This window comes from Rhodothermales bacterium (assembly GCA_039944855.1).
Lineage (GTDB): Bacteria > Bacteroidota > Rhodothermia > Rhodothermales > JANQRZ01 > JBBSMX01.
Genome location: JBDUXZ010000031.1, coordinates 164,636 through 184,683, shown reverse-complemented (window position 1 = coordinate 184,683; position 20,048 = coordinate 164,636). Strand labels below are relative to the sequence as shown.

General features: G+C 66.6%; 11 protein-coding genes. All 11 read right to left on the bottom strand.

Annotated features, from left to right (window positions below):
* Positions 1–63: 63 nt before the first annotated feature.
* The 11 genes from ABJF88_16170 to ABJF88_16120 all read right to left on the bottom strand — a co-directional run bounded on the left by ABJF88_16170 (position 64) and on the right by ABJF88_16120 (position 20,047).
* Positions 64–1,083 carry a CsgG/HfaB family protein gene (locus ABJF88_16170; protein ID MEP0548474.1) on the bottom strand — a complete coding sequence of 340 codons (1,020 nt, stop codon included), beginning with the start codon at positions 1,081–1,083 and terminating at the stop codon, positions 64–66.
* A 92-nt stretch (positions 1,084–1,175) separates the two neighbouring features.
* Positions 1,176–3,155: a PEGA domain-containing protein gene (locus tag ABJF88_16165; protein MEP0548473.1), complete on the bottom strand. Its 1,980-nt coding sequence runs from the start codon at positions 3,153–3,155 to the stop codon at positions 1,176–1,178.
* Positions 3,156–3,215: 60 nt separating this feature from the next.
* Complete coding sequence (locus ABJF88_16160) at positions 3,216–3,977, bottom strand: Stp1/IreP family PP2C-type Ser/Thr phosphatase (protein MEP0548472.1); 762 nt, start codon at positions 3,975–3,977, stop codon at positions 3,216–3,218.
* A gap of 11 nt (positions 3,978–3,988) precedes the next feature.
* Positions 3,989–5,665: an FHA domain-containing protein gene (locus ABJF88_16155; protein MEP0548471.1), complete on the bottom strand. Its 1,677-nt coding sequence runs from the start codon at positions 5,663–5,665 to the stop codon at positions 3,989–3,991.
* 178 nt (positions 5,666–5,843) lie between these two features.
* A complete protein-coding gene (locus ABJF88_16150) occupies positions 5,844–7,655 on the bottom strand; it encodes a type VI secretion system contractile sheath large subunit (GenBank protein ID MEP0548470.1) in 1,812 nt (603 codons plus the stop codon).
* Between the two features lie 24 nt (positions 7,656–7,679).
* Positions 7,680–8,744 (bottom strand): DUF2169 domain-containing protein, encoded by a 1,065-nt coding sequence (locus tag ABJF88_16145; protein ID MEP0548469.1) that lies wholly within the window; start codon positions 8,742–8,744, stop codon positions 7,680–7,682.
* The gene (locus tag ABJF88_16140; protein ID MEP0548468.1) at positions 8,741–9,790 is read right to left on the bottom strand and encodes a pentapeptide repeat-containing protein; all 1,050 of its coding nucleotides are present in this window, start codon (positions 9,788–9,790) and stop codon (positions 8,741–8,743) included. Before ABJF88_16140 ends, ABJF88_16145 begins: the two co-directional genes overlap by 4 nt.
* Positions 9,791–9,793: 3 nt before the next feature.
* Positions 9,794–12,571 carry a DUF6531 domain-containing protein gene (locus ABJF88_16135; protein ID MEP0548467.1) on the bottom strand — a complete coding sequence of 926 codons (2,778 nt, stop codon included), beginning with the start codon at positions 12,569–12,571 and terminating at the stop codon, positions 9,794–9,796.
* A 7-nt stretch (positions 12,572–12,578) separates the two neighbouring features.
* Complete coding sequence (locus ABJF88_16130) at positions 12,579–12,908, bottom strand: PAAR domain-containing protein (protein MEP0548466.1); 330 nt, start codon at positions 12,906–12,908, stop codon at positions 12,579–12,581.
* Positions 12,909–12,953: 45 nt separating this feature from the next.
* Entirely contained in the window at positions 12,954–16,427 is a 3,474-nt protein-coding gene (gene vgrG, locus ABJF88_16125) for a type VI secretion system tip protein VgrG (GenBank protein ID MEP0548465.1), read from the bottom strand.
* Positions 16,428–16,609: 182 nt separating this feature from the next.
* Positions 16,610–20,047 carry a type VI secretion system Vgr family protein gene (locus ABJF88_16120; GenBank protein MEP0548464.1) on the bottom strand — a complete coding sequence of 1,146 codons (3,438 nt, stop codon included), beginning with the start codon at positions 20,045–20,047 and terminating at the stop codon, positions 16,610–16,612.
* Between the last annotated feature and the right edge of the window lies 1 nt (position 20,048).

Genomic DNA, 20,048 nt, shown 5'->3' with positions numbered 1-20,048 from the left:
GGCGTTGGATGGCGGTTGGTGGGGGCGCGACCCGGTGGACTGCGCCCGTACTGTTCGCGTGGGTTAGTTCGCCGCGAGTTGGGGGCGCAGGCTGTCCGCTCGTCGGCGGGCGTCGGCATACTGGGGATCGTACTCGAGCGCTTCCAAGAACTTGTCGTAGGCCTCCTGATATTTCTCCTGTTCGATCAGCCCAAGCCCCTGCGAGTACGAGAGCTGAGCGTCGAGGGAGCGCGTCTGACCGCCGTTGCCGCTGCCGCCTTCGCTGTTTCGCCCGGCGCTGGCAAGCTCTACGCCGATCGCCTCGGTCACCTGATCGGACAGCTTCTCGACGAGCTCGAAAAACTCGTCCCGCTTCCCGAAGATCTGCTCGGCCAGCAGGATTTCCCCCGTCTCGACTTTCACGAGGCGAGCCGAGATCCACATCTGCTTTTCGTGCACCGTGAAGGCGCCGAAGAGGACCGCATTCGCGCCGAGGAGCTGCCCGGTGCGCACGGCCGAGGCCTGATCGACGATGCCGTCGTCACGTTGGAGTTCGAGTTCGTCGAGGAGCCACTGGATCCGCTCGCGCTCGACCACCTTCAGATCGGTGGAGCCTTCGAGGTAGTTGATCATCATCGACGCGAACCCCTGCTGCATCGGGTCGAAGCGCTCTTTCTCGTCGACGGAGCTGTTCGTGAAGTCCATCACAGCCAGGGTCTTCATCCCCGGCTCGGGGCGCTGCACTTCGTAGCCGGCGTAGTCGCGGCGGACCTCGTAGTAGAGCTTCATCAGCGACGGCGGCTCGTCGTCGGGGTCGAGCTCGACGAGCGGGGGCTCGAGGTCGAGCAGTCGGTCGATCGTCGAGCGGGCGTCGTCGAAAGCGCGTTTGGCAACGTAGGCACGGCCGAGGTACTGGAGCGCCTCCTTCTTGACGGTCTTGTCAGCAGAGCCGTCTTCGATCAGCGCAGCGAAGCCGTTGATGGCCTGGTCGTACTCACCGGCCGTGAAGGCTTCGACAGCCTTCTGCAGGGACGCCTCTTGCGCTTGAGCGCTCGCGCCCAACAGACCGACGAAACAAAAGATTGCACAGAGTAGGCGGGACATAATCGGAGACATCGCGAAGTACCTCGTTGGCTGACAAATCCCTAGCACGAAAGCGTGTAAGGCGTAACAATATAGGAGCAACCGAGAACTTGTCACTCCTCCTTCTGCAGAGTGAATACCAACCGTTCGGTTTGCTGTACTAACCCTGCCCGAATGGTAACCGGTTGTGGCGGTTCGACGGACCTAAACCCGCTGCGCCGCACCTCGACGGTGTGAGTGCCGGGGGGAAGCTTGATGACGCCGGTCTCGCCGGCGTTCCGGTTGTTGACCCATACGGAGCCCCATGTCGACTCGCCTGTGGCCTGCACGTTGACGTTCGCCTGGAAGTAGCACGTCGCCGTGGTGGTCTGCCCGGCGCGAATCGTGACGGGGCCGGTGGCGTTACCGTAGTCTGGATGCGTACACCGGACGGTCTGGGTACCAACCGGGACGGTGAACGTGCCGGAATCGGGCCTGCTCTGCCCGTTGACCGTCACCGTGCCGCCCTCATTAGACCGGAGGACGAGTGTGCCCGTCTGGGCCGGAGGAGGATCGGATGCGGTGTTGCCCGGCGGCGCATTGTCCGAAGGCAGGGTGGTGACGCGTTCTAGATCGGCGCGGATTTCTCTCGGCGACGCGGGGTTGAGGACGACGCCCGTCTCGCTGTATGGCTGGTAGCCGCGTCGTTCGAGACGGACCGAGAGCGGGCGGCCCGTGCTGTCACGGTGTGTGTAGGGCGTCTCCCCTACCCGCTGCCCGTCGATGACGACGGTAGCGCCGGACGGGTTCGACGCTACGTTGAGGAGCGCGACCCGCGCGCTGCCAACGTTCCCATCCCCCGTAGAGGCGACCGCCACGAGCGGCAGGAGGAGGTTCATCGGCTCCCCCTCAGTGAAGGAAAGCGTTGTATCGACGGTTGCGTAGCCTACCCGCTCGACCCGAAGCCGCCCGCCCTCCCCCCTCACCGCGACAGACTCCAGCGGCGTCCGGCCTATCTCTCGCCCGTCGAAGTACACGGCCGCGCCGGGCGGATCGGTACTCACGCTGAGCGGGGTCGTGCTGCCCGAGGGCCAGAAGAAATAGGCGAGGGCGGCGAGCGCGAGCACCGCGAATACCCCACCGCCAATCATCATGCGCTGCTTCGGCACCGCCTGCTTCGTCACCACGGGCGGGGGAGCCGACTGATACGCCTCCCCCGCTACCACCGTCTCCGCCTCCCGACGCGGTGGCGGTCCGTTGGTGTTAAGCCTAGCCGGAGCCGCATCGCCGGGAATGGCCTCAAACGCCTCCCGCATCGCCGCCGCATTCGCGTAGCGGTCGTCGGGGGATTTGGCAAGCGCCTTCATTACGGCAGATTCGAGGCCGGGCGGGAGGTCGCGGGCGAACTCTCCCAGGGGCGGGTACTGGTCCTCGACGATCTTCCGCATCGTCGAGAACTCGCTGCCGCCACGGTCGAAAGGCAGGCGGCCGCTGAGCGCTTCGTAGATCGTGATGCCGAGGGCGTAGAGGTCGCTGCGGCCGTCGAGGTTGCGCTCGCCCTTGACCTGCTCGGGGGACATGTAGTAGAGCGTCCCCGCAATCCCCTGTGTGACGGTCATCCCCTGGTCGGCCGTATGGAGCTTGGCAAGGCCGAAGTCCGTCACCTTGACGTGGCCGTCCTCGGTGAGGAGGATGTTGCCCGGCTTGATATCCCGGTGGATGACGCCGACGCCGTGCGCGTGTTCGAGCGCCGAGATCATCTCGAGGAACGGGGCCCGGATGTCGGCCCAGCGCACCGGCCCCCGCTCCATCTTATCGCCGAGGGTCCCGCCCCCGATGAACTCCATCACGATGAAGATGCCGTCGTCGGTCCGGCGCAGCGCGTAGATGCTCGTGATGTACGAGCTGTTAATCCGGGCGAGGGCGCGGGCCTCGGAGCGGAAGCGCCGCACGAACGACTCGTCGCGGGACAGTTCACGGGCGATCATCTTGAGCGCGACCGGCCGGGCGAGCGCCACGTCCTCCGCCTTGTACACCACGCCCATCCCGCCGCGCCCTAGCTCCTCAAGGATGCGGAAGCCGTCGATCTCTTGGCCGATGTACGTGTCAGGCATGAACCAGGGGGCGCGTCGGGAATCGAAAAGCCAGCAGGCCTAGAGTACGAAAACTATAACTTATTCTACCTTTACCACCAGTACCGTCACATTATCGTGGCCGCCCCGATCGTTGGCGAGCTGAACGAGGGTCTCGGCGGCCTGCTGTGGGGCCTCTGAGCGGACGATATCGCGGATCTCGATGTTCGTTACGCGAGCCAGCCCATCAGAACACAGCAGGAAGGCGTCGCCGGCTTGGGGCGTGTGGAGTTGCTTCACGTCCACCTGCACTTGCGGCTCGATCCCGATGGCCCGGACGAGCGCGTGCCGCTGCGGATGCCGCGCGGCCTCGTCTACGGTCAGCACGCCCTCGCGCATCAGGGCCTCCACGAGCGTGTGGTCCCGCGAGAGCTGCACGATCCCCTTCTTGTTGATGAGATATGCCCGGCTATCTCCGACGTGGGCGAGATACGCATCCTCCCCCACAAGCGCGAGAGCCGTGCAAGTCGTTCCCATTTTCTTCGGGATCCCGCCGCCCTGCGCGAACTGATATACCCGGGCGTTGGCCTCGCCGACCGAGCGGTGCAACCGGTCTTCGACGGAGCCTTCCGAGCTACCGAAGTACGTGTCGCCGACTGCCTCAACGGCGACCCGGCTCGCGTGCCCCCCGTCCTCGTGCCCCCCCATCCCATCGGCCACGACGAACAAGTGCTCTCCATTACGCGAAGACCGCACGACGGGGAAGCGGCCGAAGTCGTCTTGGTTTTCCGTACGGACCTGGCCGACGTCAGACTTGGCGCCGAAGTGGATGGTGAGCGGGCGAGCGGAGCGCTTCCACAGCATGAGCGAGCGGATCAGGGGTGGGGAGGGAGAGCAGCTGCAGAGGGGCTCGACGCAGCATCCTGGAGGTAAGGCTCCAGCGGGTTATCGAAGTCGAACCCGAAGAGGCGTGGGTTCTGCCCGATCACGGCTGCGGCGAAGATATGGAGGACGTAGTTCTTCGTCTCATCCGGCATGCGGTCTCGGTACTCGTTGAGGAACCGCCAATAGTTACGCTGCTGCGGGTTCTCCGGGATGCCCTCAAAGTCTTGCTGCACGAGTTCGAGGGGCGTCTCCGGGAGTTGATCGAGTTTCGATGCGACGCGGTGCTCGCCCCAGTTGTAGGACGCCATCACGAGCAGGCCGGAGGCGTGGGCCAGGTGGGTGTAGATGTAGAGGAGGTAGCGAGCGGCGGCGTCGGTGGCGAGGGCGAAGTCGTGGCGTTCATCCTGCGGGTCGCAGACGCGGAGATCGACGCGAGGCCCCGTCACGAGGCCGTAGGCCTGCGCGGTCGTCGGGATGAACTGCCACATCCCTTTCGCGATGCCCCACCGCGTTTGCGGCCCGCTGATGCACGTGTCGAAGTTGCTCTCCTGCAGCGCGAGGTAGAAGAACTCGGGCGGGAGGCCGTAGGCCTGCATCGTCCGGACGATCGCGGGCGTGTACCCGTTGCGCTCGGCGAGCCGGACGGCGTTCTCGAACCGGCCCGAGCTCTGCCACTCGGTGATGACCCCTTTGATCTCGCGCACGAAGCCCGCCGGCATCGTGAACTCGCTCTCGTTGAAGATGCGGGCGACGCGGTAGATCTCCCGTTCCTGCGGCGAGAGCTTGCGGTAGAGGCCGAGTTCCTCGATGTACCCCTCGTAGAGTTCGGCTTTGCGGAGGCGACGCGCCTCGATGTTGTCGAGTTGGGCCGCGAGGTCGGCGTTCCCGCCTTCTTCGGCCAGCAGACGGAGTTGGGCCGTCTCCAGGTCCTGCTCCTTCATCTCGTAGAACAGGGACTCGGCCGTCCCTTCCAACCGCTCTACCCGGATCTGCTGCCAAATGGCGAAGGCGAGCGCCAGAATCAGCAGCACCGCCACGCCACCGATGATGCCGCCGTAGGCCCGTTTCTGTTTGGTCTGGACCTGCTGATAGGCCTGGCGGATCATCATCGTCCGCTCCCCGACCGGCCCGTCGGCTCCCTCTTCGAAGTAGCGCCGGATCACTTGGCTTACGGAGGCCTTGGGATCCTTCGCTTTGCTCGACGCGGGTCCTCCGTTCTGCTGCGGAGCGCTCGCACCTGCCGACGGCACGCTCGGAGCAAGCTCCTCAGGTACCCCGGCACCCATCCACCCTCGGTCGGGCGAGGTTCTGCGACCGATCCGATCGGCTTCGGCCTTCTCCTCTAAGATCTCGATGGGCGCCTCTTCCGTCACCGCCGTCTCGGCGGACTCTCTCACAGGCGCGCGGTCCTGCACCTTGAAATGCACGGCCGGTCCGTCGCGCCCGAGCCGCACGACGATTTCCCCCGCCAGGGGCATCTCATCGATCCGCTCTCCGTCGCAGTAGGTACCGTTCGTACTCCCTGCGTCCCGAAGCACCCACTGGCTGTCCTCGAGAAGCACCTCGGCGTGGATGCGGCTGACACGGCCGGAGTCCACGTGGAGCGTCGCCTGAATCCCCCGCCCGATCGTAAAGGCTTCGGTGAAGGCTCGCTCGAGACCGGGCACACTGCTCCCCTCGACACGCACCAAGATCTCGGGGCGCGCCCCTGTCGGCTGGGAAGCGGAGTAGGGATACGAGCTCAAAAAAGTAGGACTCGGGAGGGCAGAAGGTCAGGCCTCGTGTCGGGACTGCGCCTTAACGTATAGGTAACGTCGTTCCTCTGCAACGCGGGCCGTCCCCGCCTCATTCTTTTCTCGGAATCGGCAAGCCGATGGCGAGGTGGACCGGCGTGCTCAACACGTGGCGCGGCGGCTGCATGCGGATGGCAAGCAGGTCGTACCCCTCGATCTCGGCGTCGGGGACAGGATCGGCCGTGACCGAGGCCTCGTCTCCGCCGAGGAAACTACGAAGCCGCGCGACGACGGCTGCCGTCTTCGTTTCCAGATCCGCCGAGGCATCGATTTCGGCGGGCAGGAGGAGCAGGCGGTGGGCCGCCCGCGCGGCGAAGAGGCCGCACCCGAGCGTCGCGTGCGCTGCCGCGTGCGCGGTCTTCTCGGCGTCGTCGAAAATCTGGGGCCGCGAGGCGTTGGGAGCCTGCGCGATCTGCAGCCGGTCGCGGTTGGCCGTGCCGGTGAGCGCGACGAACCCGGCGTCGCCGAGTTCGGCGGCTTTCCCTTCGGGCAGCAGGACGGCGAGCGGCGTCGTGCCCCGGTCGGTCTCCCAGATCGGGAGATCGTCGACGGGACGGCCGGTGAGGTGTGTCGGCCAGTCCGTTTTGGCGAGCGAATCGGCCATCGCGAGCGCGACGGCGAGCGCGCCGCCGCCCCACAGGTAGCCTTGCTCTTCGACGGGGACCTCCTTCGACGGATGCTCCGGCCCGTACGGCGGGCGGAGGAGGAACGGGGGGAACGCGAGCGCGAGGTGCCGCGCTTCGTCTTTGTCACGGAGCTTGTTCCAGTGGATGTACTCCGGGCCCTGCATCAACTGCGGCACGAGCGGCAGCGGCCCGATCGCCTCGGGCGCGTCGAACCCGAAGAATCCCGGCGCGGCGGAGGCGATGAACGGCGCCTGCAGGCTCGCCCCCGTCCCGGCGAGGTCGTCGAGCAGTTCGACGTCGGCCTGGCTGTTGTCGAAGGCGAAGCCGAGGATGACGGCGGTGAGCGGGTCGCCGGCGTCGGCGGCCTCGTGCTCGGGGACGAGCACTTGGTAATAGACGGTCTCGCTGAGGCTCTCGCGGCGGGCGGGAACCACGTCGAGCAGGACGCCCTCGCGGAAGGGCAGCCGGTCGACGAGCAGCTTCAGCCCACGCCACGCGGCTTCGAGCCGGCGGAGGTCCGGGTGCTCGATGATCGCGCGGAGTTGCCCACCGAGCTTCGCGTCAAAGTCCGCCAAGATTTTGTCGGCGGCCGAGGCCGCGATGCGCGGCGCGCCGTCCGACACCGCGTCGGCGAGCGCGGCGCCGATGCCGACCGGCTCGTCGTCGCTCCCATCCCCCGTGTCCACGAGGCCCATCAGCCGGTCGAGCGGGTCGTCCGTCTTCGGCTTCGCGGGCTTCGGCTTCGGTGGCTCGACGGTGAGCTGGCCGTAGAGTCCGTCGGCCGAAGCGGCGTCGATGCCGGCTTCGGCGAGGCGGGCGCGGAACGTCTCGCGGTCGGTGCCTTCGGTGCGGACGCCGTGGACTTCGGTACGGATCGCCAACAGCCGGGCCAGGGCCGGGACCTGCCGCGCGATCGCGGCGGGCGCGAAGTCTTTGAGCGACGTGAACCGCAGCCCGATCTCCAGCGACGCCGGCTGCGGACTCAGCCGATTCGGGACCTCGATGCGGAGCGCGGGCTTCCACTCCTCCATCACCCCGGCGAAGCTGTTCACGTCCACCCGCCGCGCGACGGACTCGGTCCGGCTCGGGCGCTGCTGCGGCACGAGATCGGCGACGAGCATGAGCCGCAGCGGCATCCGCTTCTCGCGCCGCTGGGCGCCCGCGCCGGGCTGCGTGACCGACGTCGTGTCGGGATCGGAGGAGATGAAGAGGCCTACGTTCTTGTGTACGTCGCTCATGTCAATCGAGTCAAGTGGCCGCGCTCACGCCATGCGGAGGTCGATGCCCGCAATCGTGTCGAGGCTAAGTTCAGGAAGGGTGTGGGTCCCGCGCCACACCTGGCAGAATACGCCTTCGTCCGTTAAAAACAAGAGGGTATCGAGGTTGGCGGCGAGGGCGTGTGTCTGCACCGGCCGAGCCTGCGGATCGACCGCTGCGGCCTCGTCCGGGCCGAGCCCGTCGGTGTACACGCTGAGCCCGAGGCGGGGCTGAACGCCGGCGAGGCGAAAGCGGCGGTAGCCGTCGGGCGTGAGGTGACGGAGCTCGACCTCCTCATTCCCGACGAGGTAGCCGGGCACCTGAAGTGCGGGGTGCGCACCGTTGTAAAACCCGAAGTCGAAGTCGGCGGGCAGGCCGAACTCGGGGTCGAGGTCGTTGAGGTTCCGGCCGGTGAGGGCGGCGCGGGGCTGCCAGCTCCGGCCGTAGAACCCGAACCCGACGGGCGCAGGCTGGTCGTCCCACGAGCGGATCGGGCGGCGGGGGTCTTCGAGGTTCGGGAGCGGCTTGCCATCCACGGACTCGCGTGTCTTCTTCCCGATGAAGCCGCGCCCGATGTGGTTCTGCGGGCTCCACGCGCGCCCTTTGTGGTCGAACCCGCCGAAGGCCCGTTCGTAGACGAGCGGCATCTCGGTGAACGGCTCGGGGTCGGACATGACCGGCACCATCACGAGCCGGGTCGGGAAGACCCACCGCCGGTTGCCGAAGACGCGGACGGCCTGCTGCACGCGCCCCACGCGGATCGCGGCGTCGAGCGCGGGCACCGGCTTCCCGCCCGGCGCATACGCCCGGCCCACGACCACGACATCGGCGCGAGGCTTGAACGGGACGACGTCGGTTTCGAGCCGGACGCTGCCCGTGATGTCGCCTTTGAAAAACTCGTCGTCGGCCGTGATCGGCTGCTGCTCGTCGGCGACGGGCGCGAGCGTGCCGTCGGCCCCGACGGGGATGCGGAACGTGGCCTTGAGCAGGACCGAGAGGCACGGCTTCCGGTCCGGCCCCATGCCAATCGCGAGGCCGTCGACGAACGGCGTGTCATTCGTGACGTTCATCGGCTCGGGCGAGGTTGCGCCGACGCGGGCGGGCGATAGAGCGGGAGCGGGCGGACCGGCGGCGGCGCGGCACCCGGCCCGAACGCGGGCGCGACCGGCTCCGGCATCCGCGCCGACTCGAAGTCGCACTCCGATCGCTGGAAGCCGTCGAGCGTCGTCCAGAAGAAGTCGGCGCCGAAGAAGCTGCACCCGGCGGCCTGCGTCCCGGCGAAGTCGGCCCCGACGAAGTTGGCGAAGTCGAACGAGGACTGGCTCAGCCGCGCCTCGCGCAGGTCGGCGTATTCGAACACGGCCGTCTCGACCGTGCTGTGGTGAAACGTCGCCCGCGCCAGCGTCGCCCGCGTGAACGTGCCGACGGAGAGCTTGGCCCCGGAGAAGTCGCACCCCGAGAGGTCGGCGCGCGGCGCGTACGTGGCGACGAGGAACGCGCTGCGGAAGACGGCGCCCGGCGCGCGCGCCTTGTCGAGGATCGCCCCCGAGAGCACGGCCTCGGTGCAATCGGTGCCGGCGAGGTTCGCTTCGGTGAGCAGCGCCTGTTCGAGGTTCGCGCCGACGAGCTTCGCCCCGCTGAGATCGGCGGCGGTGAAGACGCTTCCTTTGAGACTCGCCCCGCTCATCTCGCACCCACTCAGGTTCGCCGCTTCCAACACCGACCCTTCGATTACGCAGCGCAGGAGCGACGCGCCGCGAAAGTCGGCGCGGTCGGCGGTGCAGGAGGTCAGCGTTACCTCGTCGAGCCGGGCGTTGCGGAACATAGCGTCGTCGAGCAAGCACCCCTCGAACGTCGCCCCGGTCAGGTTCGCGCCGGAGAAGGTCGCGCCGCTCAGCAGCGCACCGCCGAACCGAACGCCCCGCAGGTCGGCCCCGGTGAAATCCGCGCCATCGAGCAGGGCTCCGGTGATCTCAGCCCCCGGCAGGTTCGTCCCGGCGAGGTTCGCGCCGGTGAGATCGGCCGACGTGAGCGGGACCGCGCTTAGGTCGACGCCGCGCAGGTCCGCATCGGGCCGGAGCCGGTCGAGGTCGAAAGCGAGCGTCGTCGGTTCCATATGTCAGGGGCGGGTGAGCGTCCGGTAGAGCCGAAGCGCGAGGGTATCGGGGACGCCGCCAGGCGGGGCGAGCAGCGCGGAGGCGAGATGGCGGCCGTGTGCGCGCTCGGCCCACACCGGCGGGTGCAGCACGCCGGTCCGATGCGAGCCGGTGAGCGCGTCGTCGGGCGCGCGGGCAGTGTCGGGCTGATGGTGCGGGAGCGAGCCCGCAAGCCGCCGTGCAAAGTGCGGATCGTAGCGGTCGCGGGCGAGGGCGAACACGTCGAGCGTGGGCCACGGAAGCCCGAGCGCCGTCGCGCTCGGCACGCCGGTCTCGAAGCCCTCGGCGCGGGCGAGCGTCTGCCACCGCTCGACCGGCGGACCCGGCTGGGTGTTCGGCGATACGAGCGCCGCTTCCGGTCCGCGAACGAGCGCCCGGACGATCCGCGCGTCGAGGGCGAGCCGGGGCAACCTCATCTCTTCGCCTCCCCACAGCGGAAGGACGAGGGCATCGGTCTCCAACACGAGCGCGAGCCCGCGTGGGGCGACGACGAAGGCGAGCCCGTCCCCCACCGGCACCCGATCCACGCCGCCGACCGTCGTGCGCTGCTCGGCGCCGTCGCCGGTGCGGAACGACGTGCACCGGTCGAGCGCGTCGTACTGGAATGTGCACGAGGCCGGCGGCGGAACGGCGGGCTGCGGACTGTCGGGCTGCGGGGCGTACGGGGTGACCGAGGCGAAGGGCAGCGTCTCATCCGATGCCGGCGCGGAGTCCCCGCCCGAGGAATCGGGTGCGCTGCGACCTTCCCCGTCGCGCGCGAAAGCCGTCAGCCGGTCGCCGTCGTCGAAGGTGAAGCGATACGCCGTCTCGCCGACGCGGAGCAGCGCGGGGCGAAGGCGGGTATCGTGTTCAAGGCGGAACGTGCGGCCACCGGTTTCGACCGTCGTCAGCAGGCCGTCGGGGTCGTAGCCGAACGTGGCCGCCGCGTCCCCGCGCTCCGCGCCGATCAACCGTCCGTCATCGTCGTAGTCGAAGAGCAACGTCGTGGTCTCGTCTTCCGCCTCGTGCTCGACGGCGAGCAGCTCGCCGGTCGCGCCATACTGGAATCGCCGGGCGCTGCCGTCGGCCGCGTGCTCTTCGAGCGGCTCGCCGTGCGCGCTGTAGACCGCGCGCCGGTCGCCGGTCGTCACCGCGACGCCGTCTCCATCGTAGTCGTAAGTCATCGTCCCGCCCGGCCCTTCGGCGCGAACGAGGCGGTCCTGCTCGTCGTACGCGAACCCGACCTTCCCGCCGGCCCCCTCGGCCGCGCTGATGCGTCCGGCTAAATCGTAGGCAAAGCGCACCCCTCCGCGTCCCGCTTCGGCCGTGAGCACGCGACCCGCCGCGTCGTGCGTCCGGCGGACCTCGACGCGCTCGGCGTCTACGATCCGCGTGAGCCGACCGGCCCCGTCGTAGTCCCACGCCACGCTGTACCCGTCGCCGACGGCCACGCCGATCAGCCGGCCTTCGGCGTCATAACGGAAGCGCTGCTCGCGGCCGAGCCGGTCGGTGCGGGCGGCGACGCGGCCGAAGAGGTCGGAGGTAAGCCGGAGCCGGAGCCCCTCTTCGCCCTCCACGAGCAGCGCCGCGCCTTCGCGACGGAGTGCGATGCGCCGCCCGGCCGGACTGACGATCGCCGAGGCGCGCCCTTTCCCGTCGCGCTCGAACCTCCACGTCGCGCCGAGCGGCGTCGTGAGTTGGGTGAGGCTGAACCGCTCGTCGTAGCCGAAGGCGAAGACGCCCTCGCCAGGCCCGTCCATCGCTTCGACGAGACCGCCCGGCCCGAGCGTCGCGTTTGAGAACCGGTCCTCGTAGTCGATCTGAAAGCGCTCGCCCTTCGCCGGGTCGAGCCGCTGGAACGTGACGACGGTCCCGCCCGGGTCGGAGTGGCCGATGAGTTGCTGCGCCTCGTCGTAGTAGTAGTTGAGGCTTTCGTTTCCGGTATCGAGCCGTTCGAGCACGACCTGCCCGTTCGTGCCGGGCGCGTGGCGGTAGAGCGTCTGCCGTCCGTCGAGGCCCACAGCACGTGTCGTCTGCCGGAGGAGGTCGTAGGCGAGGTGCGTCGCGGCGGTGCCGTCGGAGCGCCACACGGCGAGGCAGCGGCGGTCGCTGCCGTACTGCGCGAGCCACGGGCCAGCACGGACGAGCAGACCGTCCTGATAGGCGTACTCCGTCGTCCGTCCCGCCGCGTCGGTCTCGGCGACGAGGGTGTTGCCCGCGCCGTAGCGGAACGTCCGCACCGCGCTCGCCCGTCCGTCCGCACCGACGACCACGATCTGCCCCACGACGCCGCCCGCGTACGTAAAGCGGATCCGCTGCCCGCCCGAGCCGCTGATCTCGGCGAGCCGCCCGCCCGCATAGCCCAGCTTGATCCGGTTGCCGTTCGGGTCCACGATGCGCTCCAGCGGCAACGCATCCCCGCCTGTCCTCTTACGAAACACCTCCTGCGCGAGCGGCGAGGCGAACACCACCCACACGTCGGCGTGGTGCTGGAGCGTGAGCCCTTCTGGGTGCCGCACTTCCATCCCCACGGCCACCGGTGCGAACACGACCTCCCGCCCCGATCCCTCGCGATAGACGATGCGGTCGGCCATGACGCGGAGCGTCCGGTCCAGCCCGTGCCGCCAGCCGACGCCGAAGATGCCGGCCGGCGCGCTGCTACGGTACTGCCGCGCCAGCACGAGCGGGAGCGCCCCGCCCAGCCGGAGGTCCGTCCGGTCGAGCGAGGTTTCCCCCGTGGCGATGTCGGCGCGCAGCGTCATAGCATTCTCAGCCCACAAGCACGGTCGGTGCGCCCATCACGATCGGGTTCGGAGGCGGCAGCGGCACGATCGCCCCCGGCTCCATCACTTGGTCGCCGAGCCCGGCGGCAGGCTTGTTGTTGATGAGGACGGTGATGGCGCCCGGCGGCGCGGTGACGCCCGGCCCGTGCGGCGTCCCCGGCCCGACGGGCGGCGGCGCGTTCGGGATCGGGCACGTGTGCTGGTCGCCGACGCACCACGCGGGGCGGTTCGAGATGAGGACCGTCGGCTGGCCGGCGCCGAGGAGGGGCGGGCCGTGCGTGGCGTTGTCGGCGAGTTGGGCGGCGGGTTTCGGCATGGTGAGAGCGGGTTCCCGGGGAGGGTTGTAGAGGTGGTATGGGGGCTAGGAGCCGATCTTGATGAGACTCCCCTTCACGATCGTCATCTGCCCTTTCACGTCGGTCATCTTTCCGTCGATGGTCAGCATATTGCCCTTCAGTTCCTGCTTCATCTTCGCCTCGGATTCGAAGTTCACGCAGTCCATCTTGATGCCCATCTTCCCCGTGACCTTGACGTCGGTCGCCGAGACCTCGACGGAGGACGAGGGCTGCTTCTGCATGAACACCTGCGTCTCATACTTATCGAACTCGGCGTTGTATTTCCGCAGAGCGGCCTCCACGCCTGTTTGCTTGCCGGCTGCGTCTGCATAATCCATAGACGCCTGTTTGATGCCGCTGTCGTCCGGGGGCGGCCCCGAAGGCGAGTCCACCGAGAGGTTGACTTTACCCTGCATCGACCGCAGAGTGATGTCTTTTGTCGAGACAAGACTGGTCTCTTTGCTGGCGATCTGCACCTTCTTCCCCTGGAGCGTGATGGTGCCGTCGGCCTCGAGCTTGATCGCCGAGCTTCCACATTTGAGGATGAGTTCGCCCTTGCGAAGTTCGAAGAACGGGTGATCATGCTCGTACTTATACTCCCCCTTCTTCTCATCCCACGTCGCGATCTGCACGCGCACGGTGGAGCCGGCGATCTGCTCGATGTCCCCGTGCCGGGAGAGGAGGGAGATCTTCTTCTTCCGTGCGCCGTCGTCCTTGCCGCCGGCGATGATCTGGACGTCCTCGTTCTCGTTCTCGATCTCGATCTTGCAATCCGTCGGCTCCGGCATGATGGAGCCGCCCGGATTGACCTTGACCCCTGGCGGAGCTGGGACCCCGAGTTCCGAAAACATTTTGGGGATCGCGTTGAGGATACCGGGCCGCCCCACAGGCTCTCCTTTCGCCTTTAGACTGATCCCCTGCGCGGCCTCTACCGTGTAGTCGAGCCCGGCCATCTGCGTGACGTCGGCGTTGGAAACCACCTCGATGCCGCCGTGGCCGCCGCCGATCTTCGTCGTGTCGAACGCCATCACCTGAACATCGCCGGCCGACTTGAGGTCGAGGCTGGGAGCGCCAAGCGCAGACTTGACGATGTTACCCACCAGTTGTAACCGTTTTTTCTGTTTGTACTCCTCGTGCTTTATCCACTCGGCCGCCCTCGCGCTGCGCGCCGCCGTCCCCACCTTCCCCTCGGCTGCCTTCCTCCCATCCTTGACCTTATCTACGGTTGCCTTAATCGCGTCTTCGTAGAGCGCACTGATCAGGAAGTCCGTAATGGCCCAGCCGAGCCGGTGCGAACCCTGCGTGTCCATACCGGGCACGGTCCCGCCCCCCCAGAAGCCAAACACGTTCGGCATCACGATCTCGACGCCGTTCTGGCCCATCAGCTTGATGGACTCGTCCGTGTTCATCTCGATGCCGACGCGGGTCGTGTTGCCGAACGTCTCGCCGGCCCAGTCCTCCGGGCTCGGCCCGAAGCTGAGCATGGTAGCCATTTCCGTGAGGGCAATCCCCATGAACTCGGGGACGGAGGGCTCGCGGAAAAACTTGGCCCAGTTCCACACGTGCGAGATATTGCCGAGGTGTTGCTCGAAGAAGTCGCGCTGGCGGTAGCCGCCCATGTCGATCCGGCTGTTCCAGTACAGGTTCAGCGGCCGGATCCCCGAACTCGACACCTTGTTTCCGGTCTCCAAGGTGATGCCTACGTTCTCCCCGGCGTTCCCGTCGTCCATGATGAACTGGTGGCCCACGCGCGAGCGGATCACGTTCTTCGTGTCGCCGAACATGATCGGCGAGGGGGCGACGAGCGGCGTCTCCTCCGCCGCGTTCTGCGTCCTCGTCGAGAGGGCCTCGTTCGGGACCGGCGAGTGGTTCCACGGGTCCGGCAACGCGGAGAGCCCAACGAGCTTGTCCACGTCCCCGTCGAGGAACCCGAGCAGCATCTCGGCGGCCGGCGGATTCGGGAAGTGGAGACCGTGATCGGGTCCCGCGTACGGCTGCGCCATGCGCACTCGGCGCGATCCCGTCCCCTCCTGGCTGGTCGTGTCGGGCCGGCGGTCGAACGGGAGGCGGACGACGTAGCGGCCCTCGGCGTCGATGTCGGCCGCGAAGGGACTGCTGGCGTCCTCCGCAGCGGTCCGGGCCACCTCGGACGCCTCGATGCGGGCGGTCATGACGCCGGGCGCCTTCGGGACCGGCGTGGTCCGCTTCGGGCGGAACTGGATGGTGGAAGGGATTGCCTCGAACTCGTTCTCGTAGGGGGGAGCCGTACGCGCCTCGTTATAGAGGGTCGTGGCCCAGCCACGGTGCCGCACCCGGGTGAGCCGGTACAACTGGCCGTTCCAACTCCCCCGGTAGTGGGCGCTGAGTTCGTAGTGGTGGCCGTTTCGGAAGGCGGGGTGATTCCCCCGGCCGACGAGGACGAACCGCTCGCACTGGAACTCCTCGTACCGCCGCCGGGCCAGCCGCTTGAGCAGAGCCTGCCGTCGAGTGGCGGCGTCGCTCGTCTCCCCCGTCGTGGTCTTAGGCTCGACCCCGCTGCGCTCGCCAGTGAAGAAGTGCCCGTGCTCGTAGTGGACGTGGTCCTCGGCCGGGAGGGTCGCCTTGTCGAACACGGTGATGAGCCCCTTCTCTTCCATGCAGCCGGCCTCGTCGACGTCCGCATAGTCCTCGAAGTTGATGTCGCGCACGATCACAAGCTTGGGGATGACGGACTGCCGGGCGACGAGTTCGGCGATACGTGGGGCATCCGCGGAGAGCCCGCCGGTCTGATCGTAAGGGACCGGCGCGGGAAGCGACGCAGCGGAGGCCGTACTGGCCGTCTCGACCCGGGTCCCGTCAAGGAGCAATTCCTCCCGGCGGTCGTCCGTAATAACGAGGAGGTCCGAAGTCCCGGTGTGGTCGAAGAAGTAGTAGAGCCCCGTCTCCTCCATCGTCCGCTGGATAAACTGGAGATCGGTTTCTCGGTATTGCACACAGAACTGCTTGGGCTCGTAGGTATCGCGGAGGTTGAGTTGATAGCTGACTTTCTCTCGCAACCCCGCCCCCTGCAAGACCTCCTTCAAGAGATCATCGATCGTAAGATTCTGGAAGACGCGGCTACGGAAGCGGAGGCCGAGCTTCCACAGCTGCGGTACCAGGACCACCCGGTAGTAGGCGCCCCCCACCACAGACTTCCCCTCCACGTCCTGATACCACCCGCGCTCCTGCCTGATGTCCGCGACGACGCCATGGACGTAGCTATGCTTCGTCTTGTCGATGGTGTGCTTGAACGTCGCTGCCAGCCCGACGAGCTCCTCGAGCGGGAAGTCGGTCTCCTTGGAGAACACCTCGATCTCGAAGCGGAACAGGCTCGACATCCGCTCCTCTCCTTCGAACGAGAGCACGGTGAACGTCGAGGACGTGAGCTTGTCGGCCGCCGCTTGGGCCGCTTTCGAGAGGCTTTCGCCTGGGGGCGCCGCCGGGGGCGTCACCGTGAACGAGTACGAGATGTCCAGTGGCATACGGGTGTGGGGTTCTAAGGACGCGAGAGATGGAGCAGGAGGACGTACGTATGACGACGGACTGGTTCACCCGGCCTCGCCCTCCTCGGACGGAGGAGGGGCGGGCCGGGCCTAGCGTTTCGAGCGAGTTGGGCGGCGCGATTCAGCATAGCAGTGGGGACTTGTAAGAGTGACGTGTTTGGTTACGAGCCGACCTTGACCATCTTCCCCTTCACCTGCGCTATCGCCCCGTCGACTGCGACGGCGACCTTGCCTTTCAACGTCGCCTGCGTTTTCGCATCCACGCTCACTTTCATCCCCGAAATAGCCATCGTTTTCTTCGCCTTCGACAACACATCCGTCCCGTCAATCGTCACCTTCTTCTTACCCTTGAGCGTGATGTTATTCCCTTCCAGGGTGATGTCTCCATTCTTCTTCAGCACAATGCTGGACTGCCCGCACTTGATCTCGATCTGATCTCCCTTATCTATTTCCACGTATGACTTACCCCGGACGAAATCATCTGTACTAATACGCACCTTCTCTTTAGCAAATACCTCGGCGACCTTGTCGGTTTGGCTAATCCGCGAGCCAAATACATCCGTGGCCAGACGCTTATTCTCATCCGACTTTTTCCTTGGCCCGACTTCCATCACGATGCCTCCCTCCGATCCATCTTTGCCGGACCACAGGTGAACCTGCCCATCGTTCGCGAAGGCCTTGAGATCGCCTTTCCCTTCCACATGGGCCATGATGTCCCCTTCTCCCTTCTGCTTTGGCCCGCCGGTGTGGAGTAGGATGTCCCCGTTGTCATTGTTGAGCTCGATGCTGAACATCTCACTCTCGTCGAACCCGAGGTTGGAGAGCTTTGTCTGCCCCTTGTTCAGCATGGCTTGGGCTTTCTTCAGCCCTGCCGCGATGGCCGGATTCGCCACCGCCCCTCCTAGTTTGCCGAGCACCTTGAACACGCCCTTGCCTTTGTAGGGGCGGCCTTTTGTCGTGAGCTTGATCCCCTGGTGCGAGCTTAGCTCTATCCCGAGGTCCGCTTTCTGCTCGATATCGCCGAAGGACTTCAGCGCGAGCCCCCCTTGCCCTGCAGCGACGGACGTGCTCTGGAGCGAGGCCATCTTCAGCTCCCCCGCTGAGAAAATGTTGACCCCGGTGCGCTGGAGGAGGGTGAAGAGCAGCGCGCTGACTCGTTGCTCTTTGAAGTTCTCCCTCCACTTGAACGCAGCTTTCACCTTGGGATTGACGCGGGGATTGTTCTTGTATGCCTTCTCGTCCTCCCTCGTCTCCATCAGCTCGTCAGCGGTGCCGTTGATCACTTCCTGCCAGATGAGGTTGACCAAAAACTTCGAGATCGCCTCGGCCCGATACTGCCCTTCTTTCTCGCTGGAGTCGTCGCCGACGAGGCTGCTGCTGAACATGCCGAAGAGGTTGGGCGAGGTGATGTTCACCCCGCCACCGCCTTTGACGTTCACGTCCTTGTCGGTGGAGATGCTGATCCCCACGGGCGTCGTATTCCCGAACGTGTCGTCGACGTAGTCGTCCGTCGTTACCTGCGAAGCGATGATCCCCAACGCTTCGGAGGCCATCCCCGGGAAATCGCGGGTGAAGGCGGACCGGAAATAGCCGACGGCCGTGCTGATGATGCCGAGCGTCTTTTCCAGCCCGCTCAGGTGTCGGTAGCCGCCCATGTCGATCCGGCTGTTCCAGTACACGTTGCGCCCGGTGGCGTTGTCCTTCTTCCCCACCTGCAACGTGACGCCGACGTTCGCTCCGCCGTCGGCGTCGTCCATGACGAGTTGGTGGCCGAGCTGCGTCCGGATCACGCTCTTCGTCCCGAAGAAGGGGAAGGCAGCCTCCGTCTGTCCCGCCGCTGCCGTCGCTGTCGCGTCGGACGCCGCCGCCGATTCCAGTTGTTGCCTAGTGGTCGTCCTCGCTGCTTCGGCCGCTGCCTCAGCTTGGACCTCCGTCTGCCCTGCCGTGATGGCCGCCTCCTTCGCCGCCTCCCCCGCTTTGGAAATGGCCGCCTCCCGGTCTATCCCCGCCGCCGACCCCGCCGCCGACCCCGTCCAGGGGTTCTGCGTACGGAGTCCGTGCTTGGAGTTCGGGACGGGCGCGTGCTTCCACGGGGTCGGGATGACGGAGAGCCCGAGGGGGCGGTCGGGGTCCCCGTCGAGGCACGCGACGACCATCTCGACCTCACCGCGGTTGGGGAAGTGCATCCCGTAATCCTTGCCGGCGTAGGGCTGCGCGAGACGGACGGGGCGGGACGGCTCGGCCGCCGACGCGGCGTTGGGATCGAACGGAAACCGAACCCGGTAGCGCCCCTCGTCGTCGATGTGCGGCTCGGCGTCGTCGTTGTTGGGGTCGGACCCCTTCACCTTCGCCGTCATGATGCCGGGCACGCGGGGGATCGGGGTGCTCCGGGAGGGCCGGAACTGCACCGCCGAGGCGAGGCACGTGAACCCGTTCTTGTACGCCCCGGCTTCGTAGCTGTGGCAGACGCTGGTGATGAGATACGAATCGTCGAAGAGGAAGTGGTCGGTGAGTCCGATGACGTGCCCCGGCTGGATGCGCGAGATCGTCGACTTCGCCGTGGCCGTCTTCCGTTGCGCTTCCAGCTCCTCAGCACGGATCCGAGCGAGGCGCGTTAGCTCGGTATCGCGGGTCGTGATCGTGCTCCCGGACTCCGTGCTGAGCTTGCCGTTGGGGTCTCCGCTCTGCTTGGCTACCCAATTCCGCTTGCTAACGACGAAGCGGCCGTGCTCCCGGTGGGTGCCCACCCGAGCATGCGTCTCCCCGCTCGCGTTGACATCCGTACCCGATTGGCTGTCGTCCTCGCTCAGAAACGACTCGAAGTCGTGATCCTGCACCGTGACGGTATGGGGGACGACTTGCTCGCTGTAGATGAAGCTGTACACCTGGTCGTCCGTCGGGGTCATCGCCCCACTCGGTTCGAAGAACCACACACCTCCCCGATCTGCCACCGGCGGCAGCGTCTTACCGTCGGCGAAGACCAGCTTCCCGCCTTCGAAGAAATAGAAGATCCCCTCGTATTCGAGCAGGCGCTGGACGAAGTCCAGGTCGGACTCCTGGTATTGCATGCAAAACTCCCTCGTCGGATAGGCGGAAGCGCTCAACCTGAACTCGTAGTTCGTGAGTCCGGCCTGATTGAGAATCTGCGTGACGATCGCCTGCGTGGTGAGGTTCTGAAACACCCGGCTGCCGCGCGACATCCCGAGCCGCCACAGCGTCGGGACGAGCACGGCCTCGCAGGCGAGGACGCCATCGCTGACCTTCTTGGTCACGCAGAAGCTCGACAGCACGCCCTCGATGTTCACCGTCGTCGGGACGTACTCCGCTGGCGTATTCCCTACGGCCTTGACGTTGAGAGCCTGCTGAACCATCGTGAGCGTAGCGCTCTGGTTGACCAGTTTGCTGAAGTCGATGGGCGGCGGCTCCCCCGCTACCACGGCATAGGTGTACTGGAGTTTGAGCCGGTACTCAAACAGCTTCGAAATATGATCTTCTCCTACAAACGACTCGATGCGCCCATTGTCCCCCGTTATGTCCGAGAAAACAGTCGCGGTGCCGGCGGTTGGAGTGACGGTTAGCGAAAAGGTCGGGACAGCCATG